This window comes from Streptomyces sp. BRA346 (assembly GCF_052851135.1).
Genome location: NZ_JAIWIH010000007.1, coordinates 20921 through 42120, shown reverse-complemented (window position 1 = coordinate 42120; position 21200 = coordinate 20921). Strand labels below are relative to the sequence as shown.

At 69.6% G+C, this 21200-nt stretch carries 23 protein-coding genes and 1 pseudogene; 7 read left to right on the top strand and 17 right to left on the bottom strand.

Translation table 11 applies throughout. The annotated features are described in order from the left end of the window. Positions 1-484 precede the first annotated feature (484 nt). A complete protein-coding gene (gene thrS / locus LCH29_RS12370; protein ID WP_446461754.1) occupies positions 485-1696 on the top strand; it encodes a threonine--tRNA ligase in 1212 nt (403 codons plus the stop codon). A 10-nt stretch (positions 1697-1706) separates the two neighbouring features. Here the strand turns inward: thrS and LCH29_RS12365 are convergent, their stop codons facing one another. Both LCH29_RS12365 and LCH29_RS12360 read right to left on the bottom strand, forming a co-directional pair. Next, entirely contained in the window at positions 1707-2060 is a 354-nt protein-coding gene (locus LCH29_RS12365; protein WP_446461753.1) for a hypothetical protein, read from the bottom strand. Positions 2061-2181: 121 nt separating this feature from the next. After that, positions 2182-2955 carry an SDR family oxidoreductase gene (locus LCH29_RS12360; RefSeq protein WP_446461752.1) on the bottom strand — a complete coding sequence of 258 codons (774 nt, stop codon included), beginning with the start codon at positions 2953-2955 and terminating at the stop codon, positions 2182-2184. 127 nt (positions 2956-3082) lie between these two features. On the opposite strand from LCH29_RS12360, the gene LCH29_RS12355 reads away from it, so the two are divergent. After that, positions 3083-3943: a helix-turn-helix transcriptional regulator gene (locus tag LCH29_RS12355; protein ID WP_446461751.1), complete on the top strand. Its 861-nt coding sequence runs from the start codon at positions 3083-3085 to the stop codon at positions 3941-3943. Then, a complete protein-coding gene (locus tag LCH29_RS12350) occupies positions 3940-4143 on the top strand; it encodes a hypothetical protein (protein ID WP_446461750.1) in 204 nt (67 codons plus the stop codon). The genes LCH29_RS12355 and LCH29_RS12350 overlap by 4 nt, the downstream gene beginning before the upstream one ends. A 6-nt stretch (positions 4144-4149) precedes the next feature. Here LCH29_RS12350 and LCH29_RS12345 read toward each other — a convergent pair whose 3' ends face one another. The 6 genes from LCH29_RS12345 to LCH29_RS12320 all read right to left on the bottom strand — a co-directional run bounded on the left by LCH29_RS12345 (position 4150) and on the right by LCH29_RS12320 (position 12525). Continuing rightward, positions 4150-4566, bottom strand: a complete 417-nt coding sequence (locus LCH29_RS12345) for a DUF7919 family protein (protein WP_446461749.1) — start codon at positions 4564-4566, stop codon at positions 4150-4152. A 29-nt stretch (positions 4567-4595) separates the two neighbouring features. Further along, the gene (locus LCH29_RS12340) at positions 4596-9311 is read right to left on the bottom strand and encodes a putative T7SS-secreted protein (RefSeq protein WP_446461748.1); all 4716 of its coding nucleotides are present in this window, start codon (positions 9309-9311) and stop codon (positions 4596-4598) included. Then, the gene (locus LCH29_RS12335) at positions 9311-9970 is read right to left on the bottom strand and encodes a hypothetical protein (protein ID WP_446461747.1); all 660 of its coding nucleotides are present in this window, start codon (positions 9968-9970) and stop codon (positions 9311-9313) included. The genes LCH29_RS12340 and LCH29_RS12335 overlap by 1 nt, the downstream gene beginning before the upstream one ends. Then, positions 9967-10422, bottom strand: coding sequence for an SseB family protein (locus tag LCH29_RS12330; protein WP_446461746.1), 456 nt, complete (start codon positions 10420-10422; stop codon positions 9967-9969). The genes LCH29_RS12335 and LCH29_RS12330 overlap by 4 nt, the downstream gene beginning before the upstream one ends. An 87-nt stretch (positions 10423-10509) precedes the next feature. Beyond that, positions 10510-11016, bottom strand: a complete 507-nt coding sequence (locus LCH29_RS12325; RefSeq protein ID WP_446461745.1) for a DinB family protein — start codon at positions 11014-11016, stop codon at positions 10510-10512. 543 nt (positions 11017-11559) lie between these two features. Beyond that, complete coding sequence (locus tag LCH29_RS12320) at positions 11560-12525, bottom strand: helix-turn-helix transcriptional regulator (protein WP_446461744.1); 966 nt, start codon at positions 12523-12525, stop codon at positions 11560-11562. A gap of 95 nt (positions 12526-12620) precedes the next feature. Here LCH29_RS12320 and LCH29_RS12315 point away from each other — a divergent pair, with 95 nt between their 5' ends. Then, a complete protein-coding gene (locus LCH29_RS12315; RefSeq protein ID WP_446461743.1) occupies positions 12621-12986 on the top strand; it encodes a VOC family protein in 366 nt (121 codons plus the stop codon). A 127-nt stretch (positions 12987-13113) separates the two neighbouring features. Here LCH29_RS12315 and LCH29_RS12310 read toward each other — a convergent pair. From LCH29_RS12310 to LCH29_RS12275, 8 genes and pseudogenes are all read right to left on the bottom strand, one after another. Then, positions 13114-14389, bottom strand: a pseudogene (locus LCH29_RS12310) (IS701 family transposase). 138 nt (positions 14390-14527) lie between these two features. Next, positions 14528-15607, bottom strand: a complete 1080-nt coding sequence (locus LCH29_RS12305; protein ID WP_446461742.1) for a serine hydrolase domain-containing protein — start codon at positions 15605-15607, stop codon at positions 14528-14530. Positions 15608-16089: 482 nt separating this feature from the next. After that, on the bottom strand, positions 16090-16260 hold the full coding sequence (locus LCH29_RS12300; RefSeq protein ID WP_446461741.1) for a hypothetical protein: 171 nt from the start codon (positions 16258-16260) through the stop codon (positions 16090-16092). 3 nt (positions 16261-16263) lie between these two features. Next, entirely contained in the window at positions 16264-16473 is a 210-nt protein-coding gene (locus LCH29_RS12295; RefSeq protein ID WP_446461740.1) for a hypothetical protein, read from the bottom strand. Positions 16474-16657: 184 nt separating this feature from the next. Continuing rightward, entirely contained in the window at positions 16658-16843 is a 186-nt protein-coding gene (locus LCH29_RS12290; RefSeq protein WP_446461739.1) for a hypothetical protein, read from the bottom strand. Then, positions 16840-17037 (bottom strand): hypothetical protein, encoded by a 198-nt coding sequence (locus LCH29_RS12285; RefSeq protein ID WP_446461738.1) that lies wholly within the window; start codon positions 17035-17037, stop codon positions 16840-16842. The genes LCH29_RS12290 and LCH29_RS12285 overlap by 4 nt, the downstream gene beginning before the upstream one ends. Further along, entirely contained in the window at positions 17037-17456 is a 420-nt protein-coding gene (locus LCH29_RS12280; RefSeq protein WP_446461737.1) for a hypothetical protein, read from the bottom strand. The genes LCH29_RS12285 and LCH29_RS12280 overlap by 1 nt, the downstream gene beginning before the upstream one ends. A 108-nt stretch (positions 17457-17564) precedes the next feature. Further along, positions 17565-18749, bottom strand: a complete 1185-nt coding sequence (locus LCH29_RS12275; RefSeq protein ID WP_446461736.1) for a helix-turn-helix domain-containing protein — start codon at positions 18747-18749, stop codon at positions 17565-17567. A gap of 373 nt (positions 18750-19122) precedes the next feature. Between LCH29_RS12275 and trxA the strand changes: the two genes are divergently transcribed. From trxA to LCH29_RS12260, 3 genes are all read left to right on the top strand, one after another. Next, positions 19123-19497, top strand: a complete 375-nt coding sequence (gene trxA / locus LCH29_RS12270; protein WP_446461735.1) for a thioredoxin — start codon at positions 19123-19125, stop codon at positions 19495-19497. Further along, complete coding sequence (locus tag LCH29_RS12265; protein ID WP_446461734.1) at positions 19490-20092, top strand: histidine phosphatase family protein; 603 nt, start codon at positions 19490-19492, stop codon at positions 20090-20092. The genes trxA and LCH29_RS12265 overlap by 8 nt, the downstream gene beginning before the upstream one ends. A gap of 73 nt (positions 20093-20165) precedes the next feature. Beyond that, positions 20166-20591 (top strand): OsmC family protein, encoded by a 426-nt coding sequence (locus tag LCH29_RS12260; protein ID WP_123099646.1) that lies wholly within the window; start codon positions 20166-20168, stop codon positions 20589-20591. Here LCH29_RS12260 and LCH29_RS12255 read toward each other — a convergent pair. Further along, positions 20566-21174: a hypothetical protein gene (locus LCH29_RS12255; RefSeq protein ID WP_446461733.1), complete on the bottom strand. Its 609-nt coding sequence runs from the start codon at positions 21172-21174 to the stop codon at positions 20566-20568. The genes LCH29_RS12260 and LCH29_RS12255 overlap by 26 nt on opposite strands. Positions 21175-21200 lie beyond the last annotated feature (26 nt).

Sequence of the window (21200 nt, the reverse complement as noted above, 5' to 3'; positions counted from 1 at the left end):
GCGGGGTCCAGGACCGCGCGGTCGGGACCAACCCCGCGGGTGCGGGGACCACAGAAGTTGACCTGGGGGTTTATGTGGGCGGGGGCTCGGTTTTACTCACTTCTGTGAATTCCGGCAAAGTAGACTTTTGTCGCATTGTTTGTTTAGTCAGTGGTGCCCCGTTCGGTGTAGGTACGCGGCCTCGGCCTGATTATCCCGGAGCCACCACGTGTGAGACCGCAGTTTTTGGTGGCAGGCAGCGTCGTCAGTGTGTCCTCGCTGGCCAGGGCCTGGGGAGCGTGGGGGCGGTGTGCCGGGATGAAAAAGGGCGGGCGGAGGAGGCCGGGGGTTGGTACCTTCGGGGGCATGAAGCGCGCTGGTATGACGACGACGCCGGAGAGAGTCCCGGCGCGCTGATCGATGTCTTGATCCGAAGCCCCGGGGCGAGTGCCCCGGGGCTTCTGCTTGTGGTGGCGCTCGTCTCGGCAGACGAGAGGGGAATGTGGTGTACGACCACCGCAAGCTCGGGCGCGAGTTGCAGCTGTTCGGGACCGATCCGTTGATCGGGGCGGGGCTGCCGTATTGGTTGCCGGATGGGGCGGCTGTTCGGGAGGCCTTGGAGGAGTACATCCGCGGTGAGGAACGGCGGGCGGGGTATCGGCATGTGTATTCGCCGGTGCTCGGGAAGCGGGAGCTGTACGAGGTGTCGGGGCACTGGGCGCACTACCGCGACGACATGTTTCCGCCGATGGATGTGGGCGGTGAGGAGGTCGTGCTGCGGCCGAGTCTGTGTCCGCACCATGCGGTGATCTACCGGTCTCGTGCGCGTAGTTATCGCGAGCTGCCGCTGAGGATGGCGGAGCTGGGTGGGATGTACCGAGCCGAGTTGTCGGGGGTGCTCGGTGGGTTGACCCGGGTGCGGGCCATTCAGCTCAATGACGCGCATATCTTCTGTGCTCTCCAGCAGGTCGCGGGGGAGGTGGAGGGCGCGTTGGGGATGATTCGGCGGGCGTATGAGGCGATGGGGATCCGGGCGGTGCGGTATCGGCTTTCGGTGCCGGGGGTGGGTGAGAAGTACGTCGAGGGGGCTGGGGTGTGGGAGCGGTCGGTTGAGGTGTTGGGGGAGGTTCTTCGGCGGGGCGGGGTGCCGTACGAGGTGGGGGAGGGGGAGGCCGCGTTTTATGGGCCCAAGATCGATGTGCAGGTTGCCGATGGGGCGGGGCGGGAGTTCACCTTGTCGACTGTGCAGGTGGATTTCCATCAGCCGGAGCGGTTCGGTTTGCAGTACGTCGGCGCCGACGGTGCGAAGCACCGGCCGGTGATGGTGCATCGCAGCGTCATCGGCAGTGTCGAGCGGGCTGTCGCCCAGCTCGTGGAGGTGCATGGGGGTGCGTTTCCGGGGTGGCTCGCGCCCGTGCAGGTGGTGGTTCTGCCGGTGTCCGAGGGGGAGATGGAGCATGCCGAGGCGTTTGTGGAGCGGTGTGTGGAGAAGGGACTGCGGGCGCGGGTGGAGGGGCCGGAGCGCGGGTCGCTGGGGGCTCGGGTCCGGGGCGCCCGGCTGGTGCCGTACCAGGTGGTGATCGGCGCGAAGGAAGCCGCCGAGGGGTACGTGGCGCTGCGGTTGCGGGGTGGTCGGCAGGTGGGGGCGATGGCTGCCGAGGAGGTGGTGGGGCGTATCGGTGGGGTCGTGGGGGCCCGTAGGGTCGAGCTGTGGTAGCCGTTGTCGGTCAGTGGAACTCGTGTACTACGTGGATCTCGCCGACGATGTGGGCATTGAACTCGTCGAGATCTTCGGCCGGGACCCAGAGCTCGAGGATGGTCTTTCCGCCCGCCTGCTGGACCGGGTAGCGGGCCAGGAAGTCCGACTCGACCTCGAAGCGGGTGACGTAGCCCGCTCCGTCGTGCTTGACGTTCCAGTCCCTCGCGATCTTGATCGCGTAGTCCTCGTTGAGCACCGGGTAGAAGATCGGCTGCTCGGGGAGGCGGGGCGGCCAGGCGCGCCAGTTGAGTTCGCGGACCAGGTCCAGCTCCTTGGGGCCGGTGGGGCGCCAGAGTGTTGTGGTCGCGGGGCGGCTGGTCATGCGGGTCGCTTCCGGTGGGCGGGTGGTGTCGGGGAGCGATGGTAGTCGGGCCGGGGGCAGCGACGCGTGCTGGGGGCGGCTGCCCGCTCCGGGGTTTCCGGGGTGGGCAGCCGCCTGACCGTCAGCCCTGCTGGACCGGGACCACCACCAGTTCGGCGATGTTCACGTGCGGCGGGGCCGCCACCGCGAAGGCGATCGATTCCGCTATGTCCTCGGGAGCCAGAGGGCGGACGGTGGCGCGCATGCGGGTGAGGGTTCGGCGCATGTCCCTGTCGTGCATGTCCTCGCCCAGTTCGGTGAGGGTCACCCCCGGCTCCACGTTCTTCACGCGCACGTCCCGCGGGCCGAGTTCGGCGCGCAGGTTGCGGGTCAGGTGGGCCACGGCGGCCTTGGTGGCGGCGTAGACGGACCAGTTGGGGTAGAGGACGTGTCCGGCGACGGAGCCCACGTGGACGAGGTCCGCCGGGCGGCCCTCGGCGGCGGTGGCGATGAGGTCGTCGGTGAAGGCGCGGGCGGTGTGCAGCAGGGCGCGCAGGTTGGTGTCGAGCATGCGGTCCCATTCGTCCGTGGCCGCGGTCTCGAAGGGGGCGCCGAGCATCACGCCGGCGTTGGCCACGACGAGGTCGACGCGGCCGAGGGTGGAACGGATCGTACGGGGGGCGGTGGCGAGGGCCTCGGGGGTGGTCAGGTCCACGGCCAGCGGGAGGACCGTACCGGGGGCCGTGGGGCGAAGCTCGTCGGCCAGGGCCTTCAGGCGGTCTTCGCGGCGGCCCAGGAGGGCGACGTGTGCCCCGTCGGCCGCCAGGCGGCGGGCGGTGGCGGCGCCGATTCCGCTGGTGGCGCCCGTGATCACCGCGGTTCGGTCGGTCAAGGGGTGGTTTCCAGGAGTGGTCATGGGGCCAGCGTTGCCGGGGGCCGGGGGTGGCTCCAGGCCGCGATCCACCGCGGCGGCGTCATCCTAGGAGTAGCGCGGCCACCTTCCGGTGCCCGGTGCGCCGCCGTCCGGGCGTAGCGTCGAAGACATGGACAGCGAGAACCTGCTCGGGCAGTTCCTCCGGGCCCGCCGTGCGCTGCTGCGCCCCGAGGACCTGGGGATTCCCGCCGGTGCGCGGCGCCGGGTGGCCGGGCTGCGGCGGGAAGAGGTGGCGATGCTCGCCGGGGTGAGCACCGACTACTACGTACGGCTGGAACAGGGCCGGGAGCGGCATCCGTCGGCGCAGGTGGTCGACGCGCTGGCCCGGGTGCTGGGGCTGGAGGAGGACGCGGTGGCCCATCTGCATCAGCTGGCGCGTCCCGTGCCCGCGCCGCGGCGCCGGAAGGGCGTACGCGGGGAGCGGGTCAGCCCGGTGCTGTTGCGGATGATGGAGGGCTGGCACGGGACCCCGGCCGTGGTGCTGGGGCGCTGTCTGACCGTGCTCGCCCACAACGCCCTGGGTCGGGCCCTGTTCGAGGGCCACGCCCACAGCGGGGATCTGCTGCGGCTGGTGTTCCTCGATCCGGACGCGAAGGTGTTCTACCCGGACTGGGACCGGGTGGCCGTCAACACCGTCGCCGGACTGCGGGCGGCCGTCGGCACCGACTACGACGACCCCCAGCTGATCGAGGCGGTCGGCGAACTGTCGTTGCACAGCGAGGAGTTCCGGCGGCTGTGGGCCCGCCACGACATCCGGCGTAAGGCCCAGGAGACCAAGCGTTTCCGGCATCCCGTGGTCGGCGAGCTGACGCTGGACTACGAGTCGCTGACGGTGAACGGCGCCCCCGGGCAGCAGCTGGTCGTCTACCAGGCCGAGCCGGGAAGCCCCTCCGAACACGCGCTGTCGCTGCTCGGCAGTCTCACTGCCGAAAACACGTCGCAAGAAGAACAGAAGGACTTTTCCGCATGAGCACCAACGACTCCGGCCATCAGCCCGGCGATCCGGACCGCGCCGCCGAAGCGATCATCGGCGCGGTCCGGGCGGAGGGGCCGCCGCTGCGGCTGCTGCTGGGCAAGTCGGCGTACGACATCGCCGCCGCCAGGCTGGACACCCTGCGGGCCGGGTTCGAGGGGTGGCGGGACATCACCCTCGGCGCCGACTTCGCGTGAAGCCCGCTATGACTTGGGGGCGCTTCGGCGGGCCGTCACCGCCTCGACGAACTCCTCCGGCGGAAGGTAGGAGTGCGCGGTGACATAGTGGTGGACCAGGTTCGGGGCGATCAGCCACCTGCCGTTCTGGTCCACGACCCGCACTTCGGCATTCCCGAGGACGACTTCCTGGGTACCGACGATGATGCTCACCGGGTATCCGGGGTCCTGCTGGTGCGGAAGCTGGCACGGGAACAGGCCGCGCATGGCGTTACGGGAATCGTCCCGGCACAGCAGCGCCAGCGACCGGACGAATTCCGCCGGTGCCTCGCCGCGCGGGAATTCGGAATCCTTCTCCAGCCAGCCGACGTTGACCGCCTCGACCCCGTACGGGACCGTTCCGGGACTGTATGCGTACGGGGAGCCGTCCTCGTACCGTGTCACAGCAGTTCCTCTCTGAATACGTGAGGGGCTCAATCCATGAGGGATCGGCAAGCGGCCCAGTGTACGCGGCCCATGTTGGGCTGGAGCAGATGGGAAAGGGGTGTCGCTTTGTCCACGGTGACGGGCGTTCCCTCGATATTCAGGCCCTTGGGCGGGAAGAGGGTGTAATCCGGCAGATGTTCGCCGGGCCCGTAGACCCGTACCGGGGCCGGATTTCCGGTCTCGATCTTATTGCCCAGGGCATCCGAGATGGTTTCCCCGTGCCTGCTGTACAGCGCGACGTGGGTTCCCTCGGGCACGGTGGTCAGCACGCCGTGCTTCGCGGAGATGCCGCCGTGGCCGCTGAGCACCACTTCGCCGTCGGGGCGGCCGAACGGGCCGGGGCTGGGGCCGAAGCTGCCCTGTGGGGACTGTTCGTGGGGGAACTTGGGGTTCAGGCCCAGCGGGTCGACCGCCGCGTGCGGGTTGGTGACGTACGCGGCGGGGTTGGGGGCGGCCTCCAGACCCAGCGGGTCCGGCGTGGCGTAGCGGGCCGTCTCCGGCTCGTAGTACCGGTGGTGGTTGTAGTGAAGGCCGGTTTCCGGGTCGTAGTACTGGCCGGGGAAGCGCAGCGGGGTGTACGCGGTGCTGTGCCGGGACCAGGTGGTGGTGCCCCACAGGGTGGCGCGGGTGCGCCAGGCGATCTCGCCGGATTCGTCCACGAGTTCGCTGGGGGTGCCCACCAGGTCGGTGACGATGCCGAAGAAGCGCTGGTCGATCTCGGCCTGGGTGGTGGCGTCGGTGATGCGCTCGGTCTGGGCCACCGGGCGCAGGCCCTCGTGGTCCCAGGTGAGCGTCACCGGGTCGGGCAGCCCGGGGGCGGAGGTGGTCTGCTCGACGAGGGTGTCGCCGTCCCAGGTGAAGTCCACCCGCTCGACGGCGGTGACGCCGTCGTCGCCGAGGCGCAGCTTGGCGAGGCGGCGGCCGAGGGGGTCGTAGAGGTAGCGCCAGACGGTGCCGTCGGGGGTGGTGACGGAGGTCAGCCGGTCCTCGGCGTCCCAGGTGTAGCGCCAGGTGTCGGGCTTCTTGGACAGCCGGTTCTTCTGGCGGAGGGTGATGCGGCCCGCCGCGTCGTGTTCGTAGCGGACCCGGCCCGCGCGGGCGATCCGGGTGCCCCGGTATGTGCGCGGGCCCGTCGCGTCGGCGCCGGGGAGCCGGTCGGGCCAGGAGGCGTGGGTCTGGTTGCCCGCCTCGTCGTACGCGTAGGTCTCGGTCCAGTTCTTGGCGTGGACGGCGGTGACGCGCCCGGCGGCGTCCACGTCGAAGTGGCGGGAGCCGCCGAGCCGGTCGTCGAGGCCGACCAGGTGGCCGTCGGCGCGGTAGGTGTAGGCGCGGTGCTGGAGGGGCCGGGCGGAGGGGCCGGTGACGGTCTGCTCGGCCAGTCGGCCCGCCGGGTCCCACACCTGGGCGATGGTGAGGCCGTCCCCGACGCGGCGGCCGGTTTCCCGGCCGAGGGCGTCGCGGTCGAAGGCCAGGGTGTGGCCGCAGGTGGTCAGCGCGGTGCGGTTGCCCGCCGCGTCGTAACGGAACGTGGACGTGGCGCCGGAGGGGGTGGTCCGCCCGCTGCGCCGCCCGAGCGCGTCGTACGTGTGGGTGAGGGTGCGGCCGCCGACCAGCTCGGAGGTGAGGCGGCCCGCGGCGTCCCGCCGGAACACGGCCTCGCCGTCGGGCCCGAAGGCGGTGGCCAGTCGGCCGACCGGGTCGTAGGAGTACGTGGTGACCTGGCCGGCGGCGTCCTTGCGGACGATGCGGCCGGTGGCGTCGCGCTCGAAGGAGACCGTCTGGCCCAGCGGGTTGGTACGGGAGACCAGCTTGCCGGAGGCGTCGTACGCGTAACTCAGGGTCCGGCCGTCGAAGTCCGACTCGGAGAGCGGGCGGCCCGCCGGGTCGTAGGTGTAGCTCCAGGTGAGGCCCTGCGGGTTGGTGACCTGGGTGAGGCGCAGTTCCTTGTCGTGGGTGAACTCGTAGCGGGCCCCGTCCGGGCCGGTCTGGGCGACCAGCTGGTCGAAGTGGGTGTACTCGAAGGAGGTCACCCCGCCGTTCGCGTCCACATGGGTCGTGCAGTTGCCCTCGCCGTCGTAGGTCCAGCGCTGTTCGGCGCCGTCCGGGGCGGTGTGCCGGGCGAGCTTCCCCTCGGTCGTCCACTCCAGGCGGGTGGTCGCGCCGAGCGGGTCGACCACGGCGGTGGGCCGCCCGAAGGCGTCCCGGTGGTAGACGGTGACGGCGCCCAGCGGATCGGTGATCTCGACCGGCAGCCCGGCCGCGTCACAGCGCACCCGGGTGGTGTCCCCGAGCGGGTTGGTGATCGCGGAGAGATGGCCGCGCTCGTCGTAGGTGTGGTGAGTGGTGTGCCCGGTGGGGTCGGTGAGGGCGGTGGGGTTGCCGCGTTCGTCGTACTCATGGCGCCAGATCGCGCCGTCCGCCTCGGCGATCTCCAGGGGAAGGCCGAGGTCGTTGTAGGTGGAGGTCGACACGAACCCGGCGGCGTCGGTGACCCGGGTGCAACGGCCCTCCGCGTCGTAGGCGTAACGGACGGTCCGGCCGAGCGGGTCGGTACGGGACAGCACCCTGCCGAAACGATCCTGCTCCGTCCGGACCGTATGACCCGAGCCATCCGTCACGGCCACGATCTGGGACCGCTCGTTCACCACGTAGCGGCTGGTGTTCCCCTCCGCGGAGGTGACCGTGGTGACCCGGTGACCGGTGCCCGGGTCGGGCGCGCCGTAGTGGATGCGGGCCGCGACGTGGCCCTCGGTGCCGCCCTCGGCGATCACCCGGTCGCGGTTGTCGTAGACGTAGTCGTAGGCGTGGCCGTTGGTGTCGGTCCACGCGATGATCCGGCGCTCGTCGTCGTAGGCGAACCGCATCGGGCGGCCGGACGAGTTGACGACCTCGGTGAGATCGCCCTCGGTGTAGCCGTACCGCACCAGCTCCTGGTCCGAGCCGTCCGGGGCGCCGCCCGCCAGGTGCAGGGCGGTGATCCGGCCGTCCCGCGTGGTCAGCTTCAGGTGGTAGCCGCCGTCGTGGACGATGGCCGCCGGGGCGCCGTCCGCGCCGTACTCGAACGTCAGCCGGTGCCCGTTGCGGTCGCCGATCTCCGCGATCGGCGCGTCGCCGTCGCCGCCGTCCGCCGGGCCGGTGAAGTACCGGACGCGGCCGGTGCCCGGCTCGGTGACCGTGAAGTCGCCCTCTGCGGTGCGCTCCAGCGGCCAACGCGGGCCCGCCTTCGGCAGCGTCGGCACGCCGGGCGCCGGATGCGGGTAGTCCAGCAGCATCCCGTCCTGCTGGACGAAGACCACGCCCGCGGGACCGATCTCCAGCCGCTCGTCGGCGGTGCACGCCCACGACGGGCCGAACCAGCGGCCCGCCCGGTAGCCGGACATCCCCTGCCGGGTGAACGCCAGCGGCAGCACACCCGGCAGCGACACATCCGTCTGCGGCAGATACATCCGGCCGGTGGCCAGGTCCACCGGGTCGGTGGGCCCGGGGGTCTTGGCGCCGTTCGGGATGGAGTGCGGCGTATGGCCGTCCTTCGCCAGGTGCGCGACCCCGGACTCCACCTTGCTCGCGGTCGTGGCCGTCTTGGCGGCGGTCGCGGCGCCCTTGGCCGCGCCGAGCCCCTTGGTGCCGATCAGCTCGGGGAGGAGCCGTCCGATGCCCTCCGCCGGGTCCTTGGTGAAGGAGTCGTACATGCCCTTCAGCGCCCCGCCCGGGTTGTTGGCCATCTGGACCAGACCGGCCGCGGTGCTGTTGAGGTTGGTGACGTACTCGGCGGGGTGGGTGAGGTTGTACGGGTCGATCGGATTCACCTGGCGGGCGAAGTTCACGACGCCCGCCGTGCCCTTGATGACGCCGCCCGCCAGGTGCGAGGCGTCCAGCTTCAGCCCCTCGAAGCCGTCCGAGACCTGCTCGCCGTACGACGGCTTCGCGGGCGCCTCGTCACGGGCCGTCTCCACCGACTTCTTGGCCGCGTCGTGCGCCTCGTTGCGCTGCCGCCGGGCCTCTTTCAGGATGTCCTCCGCCGCCTTGATGCCCTCGGCGCCCGGATCATGGAACTCCCCGGGCTTGTCCGGCAGCGTGCTCGGATCGCGCTCGTCGGCGGGGAGGAGGTTGTACTTCATGGCGGCCGCGTTGTACGCGTCCACCTTGCCGTTGTGCGCCGAGCGGGCGTCGTCGGACGCCTTCTTCGCCGCCTTGTACTTGTCGATGGCCAGCTGCGCCTGCTGTTGCGCCCACTCGACCGTCCCGGCGAAGCGGCTCAGCGCCCCGCTCGCCTTCTCGCAGGCGTCGGCGGCCTTGTACCACTTCTTCGGCTCGACCGAGACCCTGCTGTAGAAGGCGTTGGCGAACACGCCCTTCATCATCTGGTCGGGGTCGACGCCCTTGAGGCCGCGGCCGACGTTGTTGAAGGCCTTCGCGAAGTCGGTCAGGTGCTCGGCCGTGGACCGCAGCTTGTTGGGGTCACCGTGGACCAGCTTCTTGGGGTCGTCGGTCTGGTCCAGCTGCCATTCGTCCACGTCGGCGCCGAGCGCGTCGGCGGCGCTGGCGCTCTTGTCGCGGACCCAGTCCGCGCCGCCCTCCCAGCCGGCGTCGTCCAGCCGGTCCGCGGTCCAGCTGCCCGCGCTCTCGATGCCGTCGCCGACGTCCTCGACGCGGTCCTCGACGAAGTCCTCGACCGGGTCGGGTATGAAGTCGCCGAGGCCCATCAGTGGTCACCCCCGGTGGGCTGTTGCTGTGCCTGCGCCTGCGCCCGCTCCTCCGGGGAGGGGCCGAAGGTGTTGTCCAGAACCTGGTCGAACTGCTGGTCGTCGACCCCGGCGGCCTCGTTCACCAGGGCGACCCGGTCACCGACATACCCCTCGGTCAGCACGCTGCGGCCGGTGTCCTTCCAGGTCTGGCCCATCTCGGCGCCCGCCTGCTTCCAGGACTCGGCGCTGTAGTCGGGCGCGTCGGGCCTGAGGACGTCGCCCCAGCTCTGCTGGGCGATCTCTTCCTCGGTGGCATGCGGATTGCCGGTGGGGGAGAGGGCGTTCACGGCCACCTTGAACGTGCCGCCCCAGTACTGGTCCTCCTCCCAGGACGCGCCCGCCGCGATCCCCAGCCGGTTGGCGATCTCGTTGGCGTCCTGGATCAGGGCCCGTACGCCCCACTCCCAGCGGTCGCAGAACCCCTCGAACGCGTCGGCGAGACCGCCGCCACCGGCCTCCATCTTCGACATCGTCATGTCCTGGAAGCCGCTGCCCTGGAGGGCGCCGGTCGAGCTGCCCACGTCCTTCAGCTCGCCGATCGCGCCGCGCAGGCCCTTGGTGATGAGGGCGACGGACTCCTGGGTGACCTTGAAGTCGGCGTTGCCGCCGCCGCTCATCGGTCGGTCTCCGGAGTGGTGGCGGGGTTGGCCTTGGCTTGGGTCCGGGCCTCGGCTTCGGCCCGGATCTCGGCGGCCTCGGTTTCGGTGAGGTCCACGGCCACCTCGTCCGGCACGATCCCCTTCACCGGCGGGAACATCATCGAGCCGTCCTCGTCGGCCACGTCCAGCGCGACCCCCGCCGGACCGTCCAACGCGGGGACCAGCACATCCAGCAGCCGGGCGCCCAGCACGGTCGCGAACTCCCACTCCTCGCGCGCCGCGCCGCGGGCCTCGGCGAAGCGGGCCAGGGCGTATTCGTCCGTAAAGGCGTAGATCCAGTGGATTCCGCCGTACGTGGCCGTCATGAAGTCGTCGTCGACCAGCGGGACCAGTACCGCGGTGCGCCGGAACTCGCCCACCATGGCGGTGGGATCGCCCGATCCGTCCCGGACTGCCGCTATGTGTTCCACCAGCTCCACTGTGGACCCCCGTGTTCCGTTTCCGATCGCGGATACGGTAACGCAGGGGGCGGGGCGCCGGTGCGGTGCGGTGCGGGTTTATGGGCCTACCGTTCCGTCGATGCCCTCGCGGAGGAAGTCGGCGTGGCCGTTGTGGCGGCCGTACTCCAGCAGTACGTGGATCATGACCAGGCGCAGCGTCATGTCCTCGCCCCAGCGCTCGCTGTGCACGACGACGTCCAGCGACTCCGCTTCGCGCTCGATCCGGCGTGCGTGTTCCACCTCGCGCTGCCAGGCGTCGAACGCCTCGGCTCGGGTGGCCTTCGTCGCGTCGTACGCCACCTGGTAGTCACGCTGGTCGGACCAGACGAGGGGGATGTCTTCGCGATTCACGACGATGCGGAACCAGGTGCGTTCTACTTCGGCCATGTGGCGGACGAGGCCGAGCAGGGAGAGTGTCGAGGGTGACATCGACTGTTGCCGTAGTTCCTCGTCGGAGAGGCCGTCGCACTTCAGGGCGAGGGTGGCGCGGTGGAAGTCGAGGAAGCCGCGGAGGGTTTCGCGTTCCCCCGCGATGAGGGGTGGGGATGGGCGGTCGGTGGCCATGGCGGTGGGTACTCCCGGGAGTCTTTGGGGCGACGATCAGCGGTCGGGGGCCCTGGTGCAACCGACACCCACGACACCTCTCCCGCCCCAGCTCGGACCGACCGACGAGCCGCCGAGGGTGAAGTGCCACGCCATCGAGGCCGCATCCGAGATAATCGGAACGAGATCATGTCCCCATGGCGGACTGGGCATAGGGTTCGGGTGTTTTGCCCCCTGTGTGAGGAAGGGTGGATTTGCCGGATCTTGCGAAAGTGGTTGCAATCGACCACTCGCCTAATTAAAGCCCCAGGTCAGCTCCTGTGGTCCCCGCGCACGCGGGGTTGGTCCCACTTGGAGCAGCTCGTGGGCCGCGCGCGGTTGTGGTCCCCGCGCACGCGGGGTTGGTCCCGCCAGACTCTATTATTTTGTGCGCAAAACTACGTGGTTCCCGCGCACGGCGTGCTTGGTCCCGGTGACCGTGGCCAGGGCAGTAGGCGCGTGGTGATCCCCACTAGGTGTACTGACTGGAGACGTTGATTGAGAGCAGGGCGTTCCGCTCGGCAGTCACGAGGCCGGGGTTGAGTGCCTTTCAATCAGGTCTCTGGCGAGCTGACTGATGCGTTCGCGGGCTGTCTCTGGGGTGAGTATCTCGATGTGGTCGCCGAACTGGAGGAGCTGACGCACTGACTCGATGTCGGGGTAGCGGACGACGACGGTGCACCAGCCGTTTTCCGCGTCGGAGACGTCGTGGATGCGGTTGCCGAGGATGCGCCGCGCCAGGTCGAGTCCATTCTCTGGCAGACGGACGGTCACGCTCACGCGCCCTTGCCCCTCGGTGCGTTCCTTCAACGCGGCCCATCTGGTGCGGAGGGTTTCGCCTGGTCGGAGAGCAGCTGGCGCGTCGAGTTGTTCGTAGGACGAGAGTCGTTGCAGAGCGAACAGCCGACCGTTCCCCTGGTCATCGGCGATGAGATACCAGCGACCGGATTTCGCAACGATCCCGTACGGGTCGACCACCCGCGTTGAGGCCTGATTCTCGGCGCTGCGCCGGTATTGGATTCGCAGCCGGCGGCGGTGTCGCAGTGCCGAGGCCAGATCCGATACGTCGACCCCTGCCTCTGAGTCAGCAAACCACGCGGTGCTGTCTACCAGCACCAGGTCCGCCAGTTGCAGCAGGCTCGGCGATCCAGGTGCTGCAGCCTGCCGAGCGGCGATCTTGCGCGCGGCCGACTCCCACACCGCAGACAGACCCATACGCTCAAGTTGCGCGCTGTCCAAACCGGCTACGGAGAGTGCCTCCAGCTCTGATGGTTCCAGATGCGATGCGTTGAGCCGCGCACTGGGGAGCAAGACGATCCCGCCGTTCCGCCCGCGTTCGGCATAGACAGGCACACCTGCCGTCGAGAGCGCCTCGACATCCCGCAGCACGGTCCGCCGAGACACTTCCAGACGTCCGGCGAGCTCGGTGGTGGTGATGCGCTGACGGGTCTGAAGGAGCAGCAAGAGATGCAACAGCCTCGAAGCCTTCATACTGACCAACCTTTGCAGAAAAGGTGACAGGCTCTGTCGCGATGCGGCGGTCGACTGGAGCAGTACCGAGAATTCAACGATCTGAGGAGCGCACTATGCCCGCACCCAACCTGTTCCTGATCGGCGTCCGCGACGCCGAGACCGCTACCGCCTTCTACAGCGACCTGTTCGAGATCGAACCGACCTTCATCAGTCCCCACTACGTAGCTTTCGAGGTTGCCCCCGGCGTCCTGTTCGCGCTGTGGACGGGCTACAGCGAGCGTGCGGTCCCGAGCACCCCTCGAACGAGCGAAGTCGGACTGATGGTCCCAGGAGGAGCGACCGCGATTGACGAGATCTTCACGAGCTGGGTCTCGAAGGGAGTCCATGTCGCGGAGGAGCCACACGACGCTGTCTTCGGTCGCACGTTCGTCATCACGGACCCCGACGGCAACCTCATCCGGGTCTCCCCGGTGGACTGATCTTCACGCCCTCTACCCACACTTCTAGTAGGACTCCGTTAGGTTGCTCCGACTCTTGGGTTTGGGCTGGTGGTGGATGTTCTGGGCAGGGGGCGGTGGCAGGTGGTGCAGGTGCCGGTCCAGCAGTTCAGCAGGTCCTGGATGGTGTCGAGGATCTGGTAGAGGGTGAGTCCGCTGTATCGGCTTTTGGGGCCAGGCGCTGTTCGTGAGGAACGCGTGGGCGGCGGTGACCAGGGTGACGTGGTGGTGCCAGCCGTTCCAGGAGCGGCCCTCGAAGTGGTCCAGGCCGAGGCCGTGCTTGAGTTCCCGGTAGTCGTGCTCGATGCGCCAGCGGATCTTGGCCAGGCGGACCAGTTCGGCCACCGGGGTATCGGCGGGCAGGTTGGACAGCCAGTAGTCGGTGGGTGCCTCGGCGCCAACGGGCCATTCGACCAGCAGCGTCATCTCGGGCAGGACGCCGTCCCAGTGGCCGTGTTCGGCGGTGGCGGCGGCCTGGGCCAGGCGGCGGGCCCGGACTCCGGCCGGCCGCACCCGCAGCGCCGAGAAGTGCGAGCGCATCGGTCCGCGGGAGCCTTCCCGCCAGGTCACCTCGGTGAAGGCCTGCCGCCCCTGGCCAGCCGCGAGCCCGGCGACCGAGGACGGCTTGTCGCGGTAGCGGCGCTGCGGCTTGCGGCCGTTGCCCGACCACGCCGGGGCTGTGGGCTGCGCGTCGTGCGGGTGGACGGTCACGTCCGGACGGACCGCCACGACATATTCGATGCCCCGGTCGCTCAACCCGGCCCGGAAGTCGGCGTTCTGCCCGTGGCCGGCGTCGGCCACCACCACCGGCGGCACCAGACCCCATCCGGCCAGCTCGTCGATGGTGTCCAGGGCCAGGCGCCACTTCTCCCCGTGCCTGACCTCCTGCGGAATCCCGGTCTTCTGCCGCCGTACCGTATCGTCCGCCCACTCCTGGGGCACGAACAACCGCCACTGCAGGGGACAGGACGCGGCATCGGAGACCGCGTGCACGCTGACCGCGACCTGGCAGTTGGCCCGCTTGCCCAGCGCCCGACAATACTGGCGCGCGACCGCCATCGACATCTTCCCGTCCTTTGGGACGACACGTCATCGACCGCCCACGCATCCGGGCCGATCAACGGCACCATCCGCTCCGCGATCCGCCGCCGCACCGGCACCGGATCCCACGTAGACTGGTTCACGGACTGCTGCAGGTTCTGCTCGTTGCCATCCGGCAGCCGCTCAGCCATCGGCTGGATCGACTTACGCCGCCCCTCCAGCATCAGCCCCCGCAGGTAGCAGTCACCCTTCGCCCGCTGGTCCTTGCGCGGCACCGATGCGAACACATCAGCAACGAATAACGCCAACGTCGCCCGCGCACGGTTCACTTCATGTGCATCCACATCGCCAATGTGCCCCCAAATGAGCCGAAGCACGACAGATGTCACCACCGGCAGCCGCCGAAGTGCGGATCTGGAACCACAAAGCACGGCAGCTGTCACCGAATCAGCACGCTACGTGTCAGCGACTGCGAATGCGTGTCAGCGAGCGTCACCGTCACAGAATTCAGCCTCGACGGCTGCGTCCTCCAGTTGCTGCGCGCCCCAGTCACCGTTGCGGTTGATGGTCATGATGTGCCGGCCGTCCGCCGTGGCGAGCGTCCGGGTCGCGGACCCGGGGATCATGCCGCCGTGGCCCCACGCCCAGCAGCCCTCTTTTAGCTGAAAACGCCGTATGCCGAGGCCGTAGACGTCACTCGGACCGCCGTGTCCCTTATCCCCGTCGACGGGAACCGCGTCCAGCAGCTGCCGTTGCTGGGCGGGCGGCAGCAGCTCACCGGCCAGCAGCTTGGAAAGGAAGGTGTTCACGTCTCCGGTGGTCGAGATCATCTGCCCGGCGGAGAAGGCCACTGTGGGGCTGAACTCGGTGACGTCGCGCACCCGGGCCTGTGTCCCGTCCTCAAACAGTGTGGAGTAGTGCGTTGCGTGCGGTGAGGGCAGCTCGGGCGAGAGGCCGGGCACGCTCGTGCCACGCAGGCCGAGCGGGTTGATGATGAGGCGCTCGACGGCTTGCCCGTAGGTACGGCCGGTGGCCTGTTCGATGACCATGCCGGCGAGGATGTAGTTGCTGTCGGAGTAGTCCCACTTGCCGGGCTTGCCGGGCCTGCTGCCCTGTTCCGGCTGAAAGTTGGGCGAGTGGGCGAGCGCGATGTCCACCAGATCTCGCGGGGACCACCTGACGTGGCGGTTCCGCTCGAACTCGTCCCCCGCATAGCGGGCGCGGAAGCCCTGGTCCATGTTGTAGTCGAAGATGCCGCTCGTGTGATTGAGCAGGTGCCGCAGGGTGATGTTCCCTGGCCGGTAGCCCTTGCCGCGCACCACCCCGGGCAGCCATTCCGCCACGCTGTCGTCCAACGACAGCTTCCCTTCGGCTTCCAGCTTGAGCAGCACTGCGGCGGTGAAGGTCTTGGTCACGCTGGCGATACGGAACCTCTCATGAGGGCTCCGCGGCCGCCCGGAGGTCAGGTCCCCGGCACCGGCCCGGCCGTTCCACGCCCCGTATGCGTCGCGCACCTGGACAATGACACCGGGGGTGCCCTGCGCGACGATCTCGTTCAGCACGGCCTGAGTCGGCGCGTGCGGGGCCTGGTGCGTAGGGTGTAATCGGGGCGCAGGTCGGTGGGGCGGGCCGGTCGGTGCGGCGGTGGCGGCGAGTGTTCCCAGGCCAACGGCGAAAACGACGGCGACGGTTAAACGATGAGACGACTTCTGATGACTCATGGGAACAGCTCACCAAGTGGTCGACCCCTCACACCATCGGGAACCACCCGGAAACAGGTCAGGGACACGACCTAGGGGCGTGAGGTTTGCTGAGACAGAAGGCCGCACGGGCGGCGCTCCGGAACACTGCTCGTGCTCCCGGTGACAACAAGCGTGCCAATGTGACATCTATCGTGCTCAGCTGAACGCGTCGGCGTCGAGCGAAGGATGATCCTCCGCATCGAACTCGGTCTCCACTCGCACCCGCTGGACCACGTCCTGCACATCGCTCGCGCGCTGGATGTCCCACCAGCCGAGCTGATGCCCGACACCCGGGCGGAGGATTAGCGGCTGGCGTACGTGTAGGCCAGCAGCGCCACCGGCATCGCCGCGCACAGCACGAAACAGACCACCCACGCGGGCACGCGGAAGAAGCGGGTGCCGTGGTCATCCTCGTGGGCCTCGACACCGGCACACTCCGGGCGCTGGCACGCACCCACTGTCCTGATCTTCATGGTCTACCGCTTCCGCATCCAGGTGAGAACCACCGCCGTCAGTCCTCCGAGAGTAGCGACCGGTAAGGCCGCGACCATGCAGCCGCTCGACCCTCCGGCCACGCCCTGGTCGCCGCCCGGCGCGGGCTCGCGGTGCTTCCCCGTGTTGTTCTTGCTGTGCTTCCCCTTGCCGATGCCAGCCGCCTTGTCCTGATATTCGCTGTAGTCGCTCATGGTGCTGCCTCCAGGGGTGGGCGTCGGGGTGCTGTCGACGGGACCCAGCACCGGGCAGACGCTTGGTTGCCGGGGCCCGTCTCCCTGCGGTCGACAGCCGCACATCGGACCGCAGGGGGTGAGGGGCGAGCCGCTGTGGACGCGTCCGGCACGGGGGAATTTGGATCACAGCGGGCCGCCCGGTCTATGGGGCCGAGGTATCGAGGGCCGCCCGCACCGCGCGGTGCAGCCTGTCCCCGTAGCCGCACCGGTCGCCGCCCCCGCAGTCGGGGCAGTCCATGGCGTGGTCGAGGAACCGGCTCCAGGCGGTCGGCCGGACGCGGACGACTGCGGCGGGCTCCCGGTGGAGCTTCCTCCAGAAGGCCTTCACGGCTGCCGCCTGACGGGCTCGTTGCGGTCGAGGAGACGGCGGCTGCAGTCGAACGGGTCGCGCTGCTTCGGGAACGTGGGCGCGCAGCCGGGGCAGGCGTGTACGGCGCCGCCGCCACCGCTCCCGCCGTAACCGATCGCGACAACGACCGGCTGCCTGGTGGTCTTCTGGCAGCGCGCGCACGTCTGGGGCATCACCGGGCCGTCGCCTCCTCGGCGGGTTCGGCGAGCGCTCGGGCCAGGGCCAGGCGCAGACGGTGCGGGTCGGTCAGGTACCGGTCGTCGCTCGCCGGGGTCCGCCAGTGCAGGCGCGGGCCTTCCGTCCAGTTCGCGGGCGGTACGCCGACGTAGGTGACCTCGGCGCCATGTGCGCCGAGAGCGTGAATGCCGTTGTGGAGACGCCCCCAGTATTGGGCGTGGCCCGAGGGGATGAACCAGTACATGAGGCCGTAGTCCGCGATGACGGCGCCGGACGTGTCGCCGAGCAGTTCGAGGGCGCGTTCCCCTAAGTCTGCGGGGGCTCGGACGATGTCCCAGTGCGGCCCGACTTTGATCATCTCAACGTCGGTGCCTGCTGGCGGTGCCCATTGGTCGGCTCGGGCTCGGGTCGTCATGGTTCGGCTCCATGTACGGACGGTGTGCTGACCGTCACATCGTGCCGACGCGGAAAGGCCGGAACTATCAGTCATCACTGATAGCCCCGGCCATAGATTGACGTGCTGTTATGCCCCCAGCCAGGCGCCGAATCCGCTGAAGGACTCTGACATCTGCCTCCGCGCGTGCGTCAGCCCGGAATAGGTCTCCCGCACCATCGGGTGATATCGCGTCTGCTGCGGAGCCACGTGACGAGCCTTTCGAAGGCTGCCGAACGAATCCTCCGTCCGCCCCATCCACAGTTGCGCCCGCGCAACCTCGGCGTAATGGTGGGCCAGCCGCGACGGCGGCCAGTCCTCCGGCACGTTCAGCGTCTTCGCGGCCGCCACCGCCTCGGGATACATGTCCCGCTCGGCCAAGCTGCTGACCTTGTGGACACCCACGTTGGTCGGTCCGAACGCCAGCCAGTGGGTCTGGACTGCCTCGCCTGTACGGGCCGCGATCCGCTCGGCCTCCGCCAGATGCCCGTCCGCGGCGTCCCCGTCCTGGCTGCGGGCGGACAGCACAGCGGCGCCGAGGTGGAGCTGCCCGGTTACCACGTCGCGCTCCCGGCTGGCCTCCGCATGCTCCATGGTGGACATGCCCATCCGGATCAGCCGTTGCCCGATGCCGTACTGCGCGGCCCGCAAGTAGACCAAGGCCCGCATGTACTGGCGCATCCCGCTCAGCACCGGGTCGGAGCCGCGCTGAGCTGCCCACTCCACGCGGTCCAGCGCCACCGTGCACAGGTCTGCATACCCGAGCTTCGTCGTGATGTCGTAGGCCGTACGGTACGTACTGGCAAGGATCTTCCACGCCCGGTCGCTACCCGCCTCGTACGCTGCGGCGGTCGCCTCGTGGATCAGTGGCGGCAACTCGGTCGCGGCGGTCTTGAGGTCGGTCGCGCGCACCAGCTCGCACAGCCGCTCAGCGTCGCCGTGCAACTCGTCGAGCCCGCGCGGGGCAACCTCGGGGTCGAGCCCGAGATCGTAGATGTCCAGGGCCTCGCGGATGGGCTGGATCAGGCCGTCGAGCTGGTCGTGCCGCAGTTCGTCCAGATAAGGCTGACCAGTCAGTTCGCTGACCGGTACGGACAGGGCACGGGCGAGGGCCCCGATAACGGATGGGCTGGCGGGCATGGCCCCTTGCTCAACCTTGGTCAGGGTGCTGTACGAGACATGGGCTTTGTCGGCCAGCTCGCGCTGGTTCAGGCGGCGGGTTTTGCGCGCCCTCGCGATCCGCTTACCGGTGTGCTCTTCGATGCTCTGTGGCATGCTGAACTCCGTTCTGCTCGACACTCAGAACGGTACCCGCGGTCGACTCCGCTGGTACGGCTGAACGGCCCCCGCTTCACGGCGGGGGCCGTCGTGCTGTATAGGGCGAAAGCCCCCTCGCCCAGCCTTGAGGCCGGACGAGAGGCACGGGTGTGCCGTGTTACGAGGCGGCCCGTAGCTCGTCAGGGCCCGCACTGTTGCGGGCCGCTGGGGCTGCCGAAGTGGTCGAAGATCTTTCCGACACCGAGCGGATGCTGAAACTCCTCGCAGGCTGAGCACGACGAAGGCCCATGCGACGAAGCCCCGGGGGCGCGCTGACCTGCGCAAGCGCCACCGGCAGGAATATCAGAGCCAGGCCCGGGGTTACGGACGCATGGGTACGAGCACTGTGGAACTCACCAAGGACAACTTCGACGAGATCGTCTCCGGCAGCGACTTCGTCCTGATCGACTTCTGGGCCTCCTGGTGCGGCCCCTGCCGGATGTTCGCGCCGGTTTACGAGAAGGCCGCGGAGCGGCATCAGGATCTGATCTTCGCGAAGGTCGACACCGAGGCGCAGCCCGAGCTGGCTGCCGCGTTCGACATTCAGTCGATCCCCACGCTGATGATCGTGCGCGACAACATCGCCGTCTTCGCCCAGCCCGGCGCGCTGCCCGAGCCGGGTCTTGAGGAGGTCATCGGGCAGGCCCGGGATCTGGACATGGACGCGGTCCGGGCCTCCGTCGCCACGCCCGCGAGTGATGGCTGAGCTGGTACTGATCCGGCACGGCGAGACCGAGTGGAGCCGGACCGGAAAGCACACCAGCTGGACCGACCTGCCGCTGACGGCGCGCGGGGAGGAGCAGGCGCGGGCGCTGCGTCCGCTGCTGGCGGGGCGCAAGATCGGGCTGACGTTGGTGAGCCCGCTCGGGCGGGCCGTGCAGACGGCCCGCCTCGCCGGGCTCACGGACGTACGCACCGAGCCTGAGCTGCACGAATGGGATTACGGGGGGTACGAGGGGGTCACCACCGCCGAGATCCACGAGACCCGCCCCGGCTGGGAGCTGTGGACCGACGGGGTCGCGCCGGGCGACTCCGGCCACCCCGGGGAGTCGCCCGGGGAGGTCGGGGCACGGGTGGACCGGGTGCTGGCCAGGATCGAGCCGGAGCTGGACCACCAGGACGGCGGGGACGTCGTACTCGTGGCGCACGGGCATGTGCTGCGGGTGCTGACTGCCCGCCGCCTCGGGCTGCCGCCGTCCGCGGGGGCGCTCTTCCGGCTGGAGACCGCGACCGTCAGTCGACTGGGAACCGAGCATGGGCGCCCGGCCGTCGTGGCGTGGAACGTAGGCTCGGAGCCGTAGGTCCCGTAAGTTCCGTACGAGTCCCATAAGAGTTCCGTACGCCACCGAGCAGAGGAAGCAGGGAACAGCGAGCATGGCTACGACGCGTACCGCGCACACCGTCTGGCAGGGCAATCTGGCCGAGGGCAAGGGGACGGTCACCTTCGACTCGTCGGGGATCGGCGAGCAGCCCGTTTCCTGGCCGTCGCGGGCCGAGCAGGCGAACGGGAAGACCAGCCCCGAGGAGCTGATCGCCGCCGCCCACTCCAGCTGCTTCTCCATGGCGCTGTCGCACGGCCTGACCCAGGCCGGTAACCCGCCCACGCAGCTCACCACCCAGGCCGAGGTCACCTTCCAGCCGGGCACCGGCATCACCGGGATCCACCTCACGGTGGAGGGCACGGTCGAGGGGCTGGACGAGGCCGGGTTCACGGCGGCCGCCGAGGACGCGAAGAAGAACTGCCCGGTGAGCCAGGCGCTCACCGGTACGGAGATCACGCTGACGGCGAAGCTGGCCTGACGTCCTCCACCCGCTGGAGCAGTCCCCAGGTGAACTCCGCCGCGTAGTGGCGGAGTTCACCGCTTTCCGTGTCGGCCGGGGCGTCGAAGGCGAGCCGGGAGCGGGTCGGCGCCGAGCCTTCCATCGGCCGCGCGGGCGGGAAGGCGCGCGCCACGTCGTCCACCGTGCAGGACCAGGGGGTGAGGTCGGCGGCCGTGTGCAGGGCGGGCGCGGGGGCGCCGGGGGCGCGGACCAGCCACTCGTTCCACACCGCTCCGCCCGGCGCGGTCAGCACCTCGAACCGCAGGTCCGGCCACAGCGGGACCGGCCAGCTCAGCGCGTCGCACGTCAGATCGCCGATCCGGCGCCGCGCTGTGGTCTCGGGCGGGCCCAGCACCGAGCGGTAGCGGGCGACGGCGGGGCGCCGCCGCGGCGAGCGCTGCATCGCCTGCCAGCGGCGGTTGGCCTCGCGCATCACGGCACGCCCGTGGCCCAGCTCGCGCAGCGCGTCCTCGACCAGGCCGGGCTGGTGGTCGGCCATGCGGCGCAGCAGGACGAGGACGAAGGGGAACGGGGTGGGGAACGCGTCGGGTGCGGAGTCCATGGGTCCATCGTGGCGTACGAGCAGCG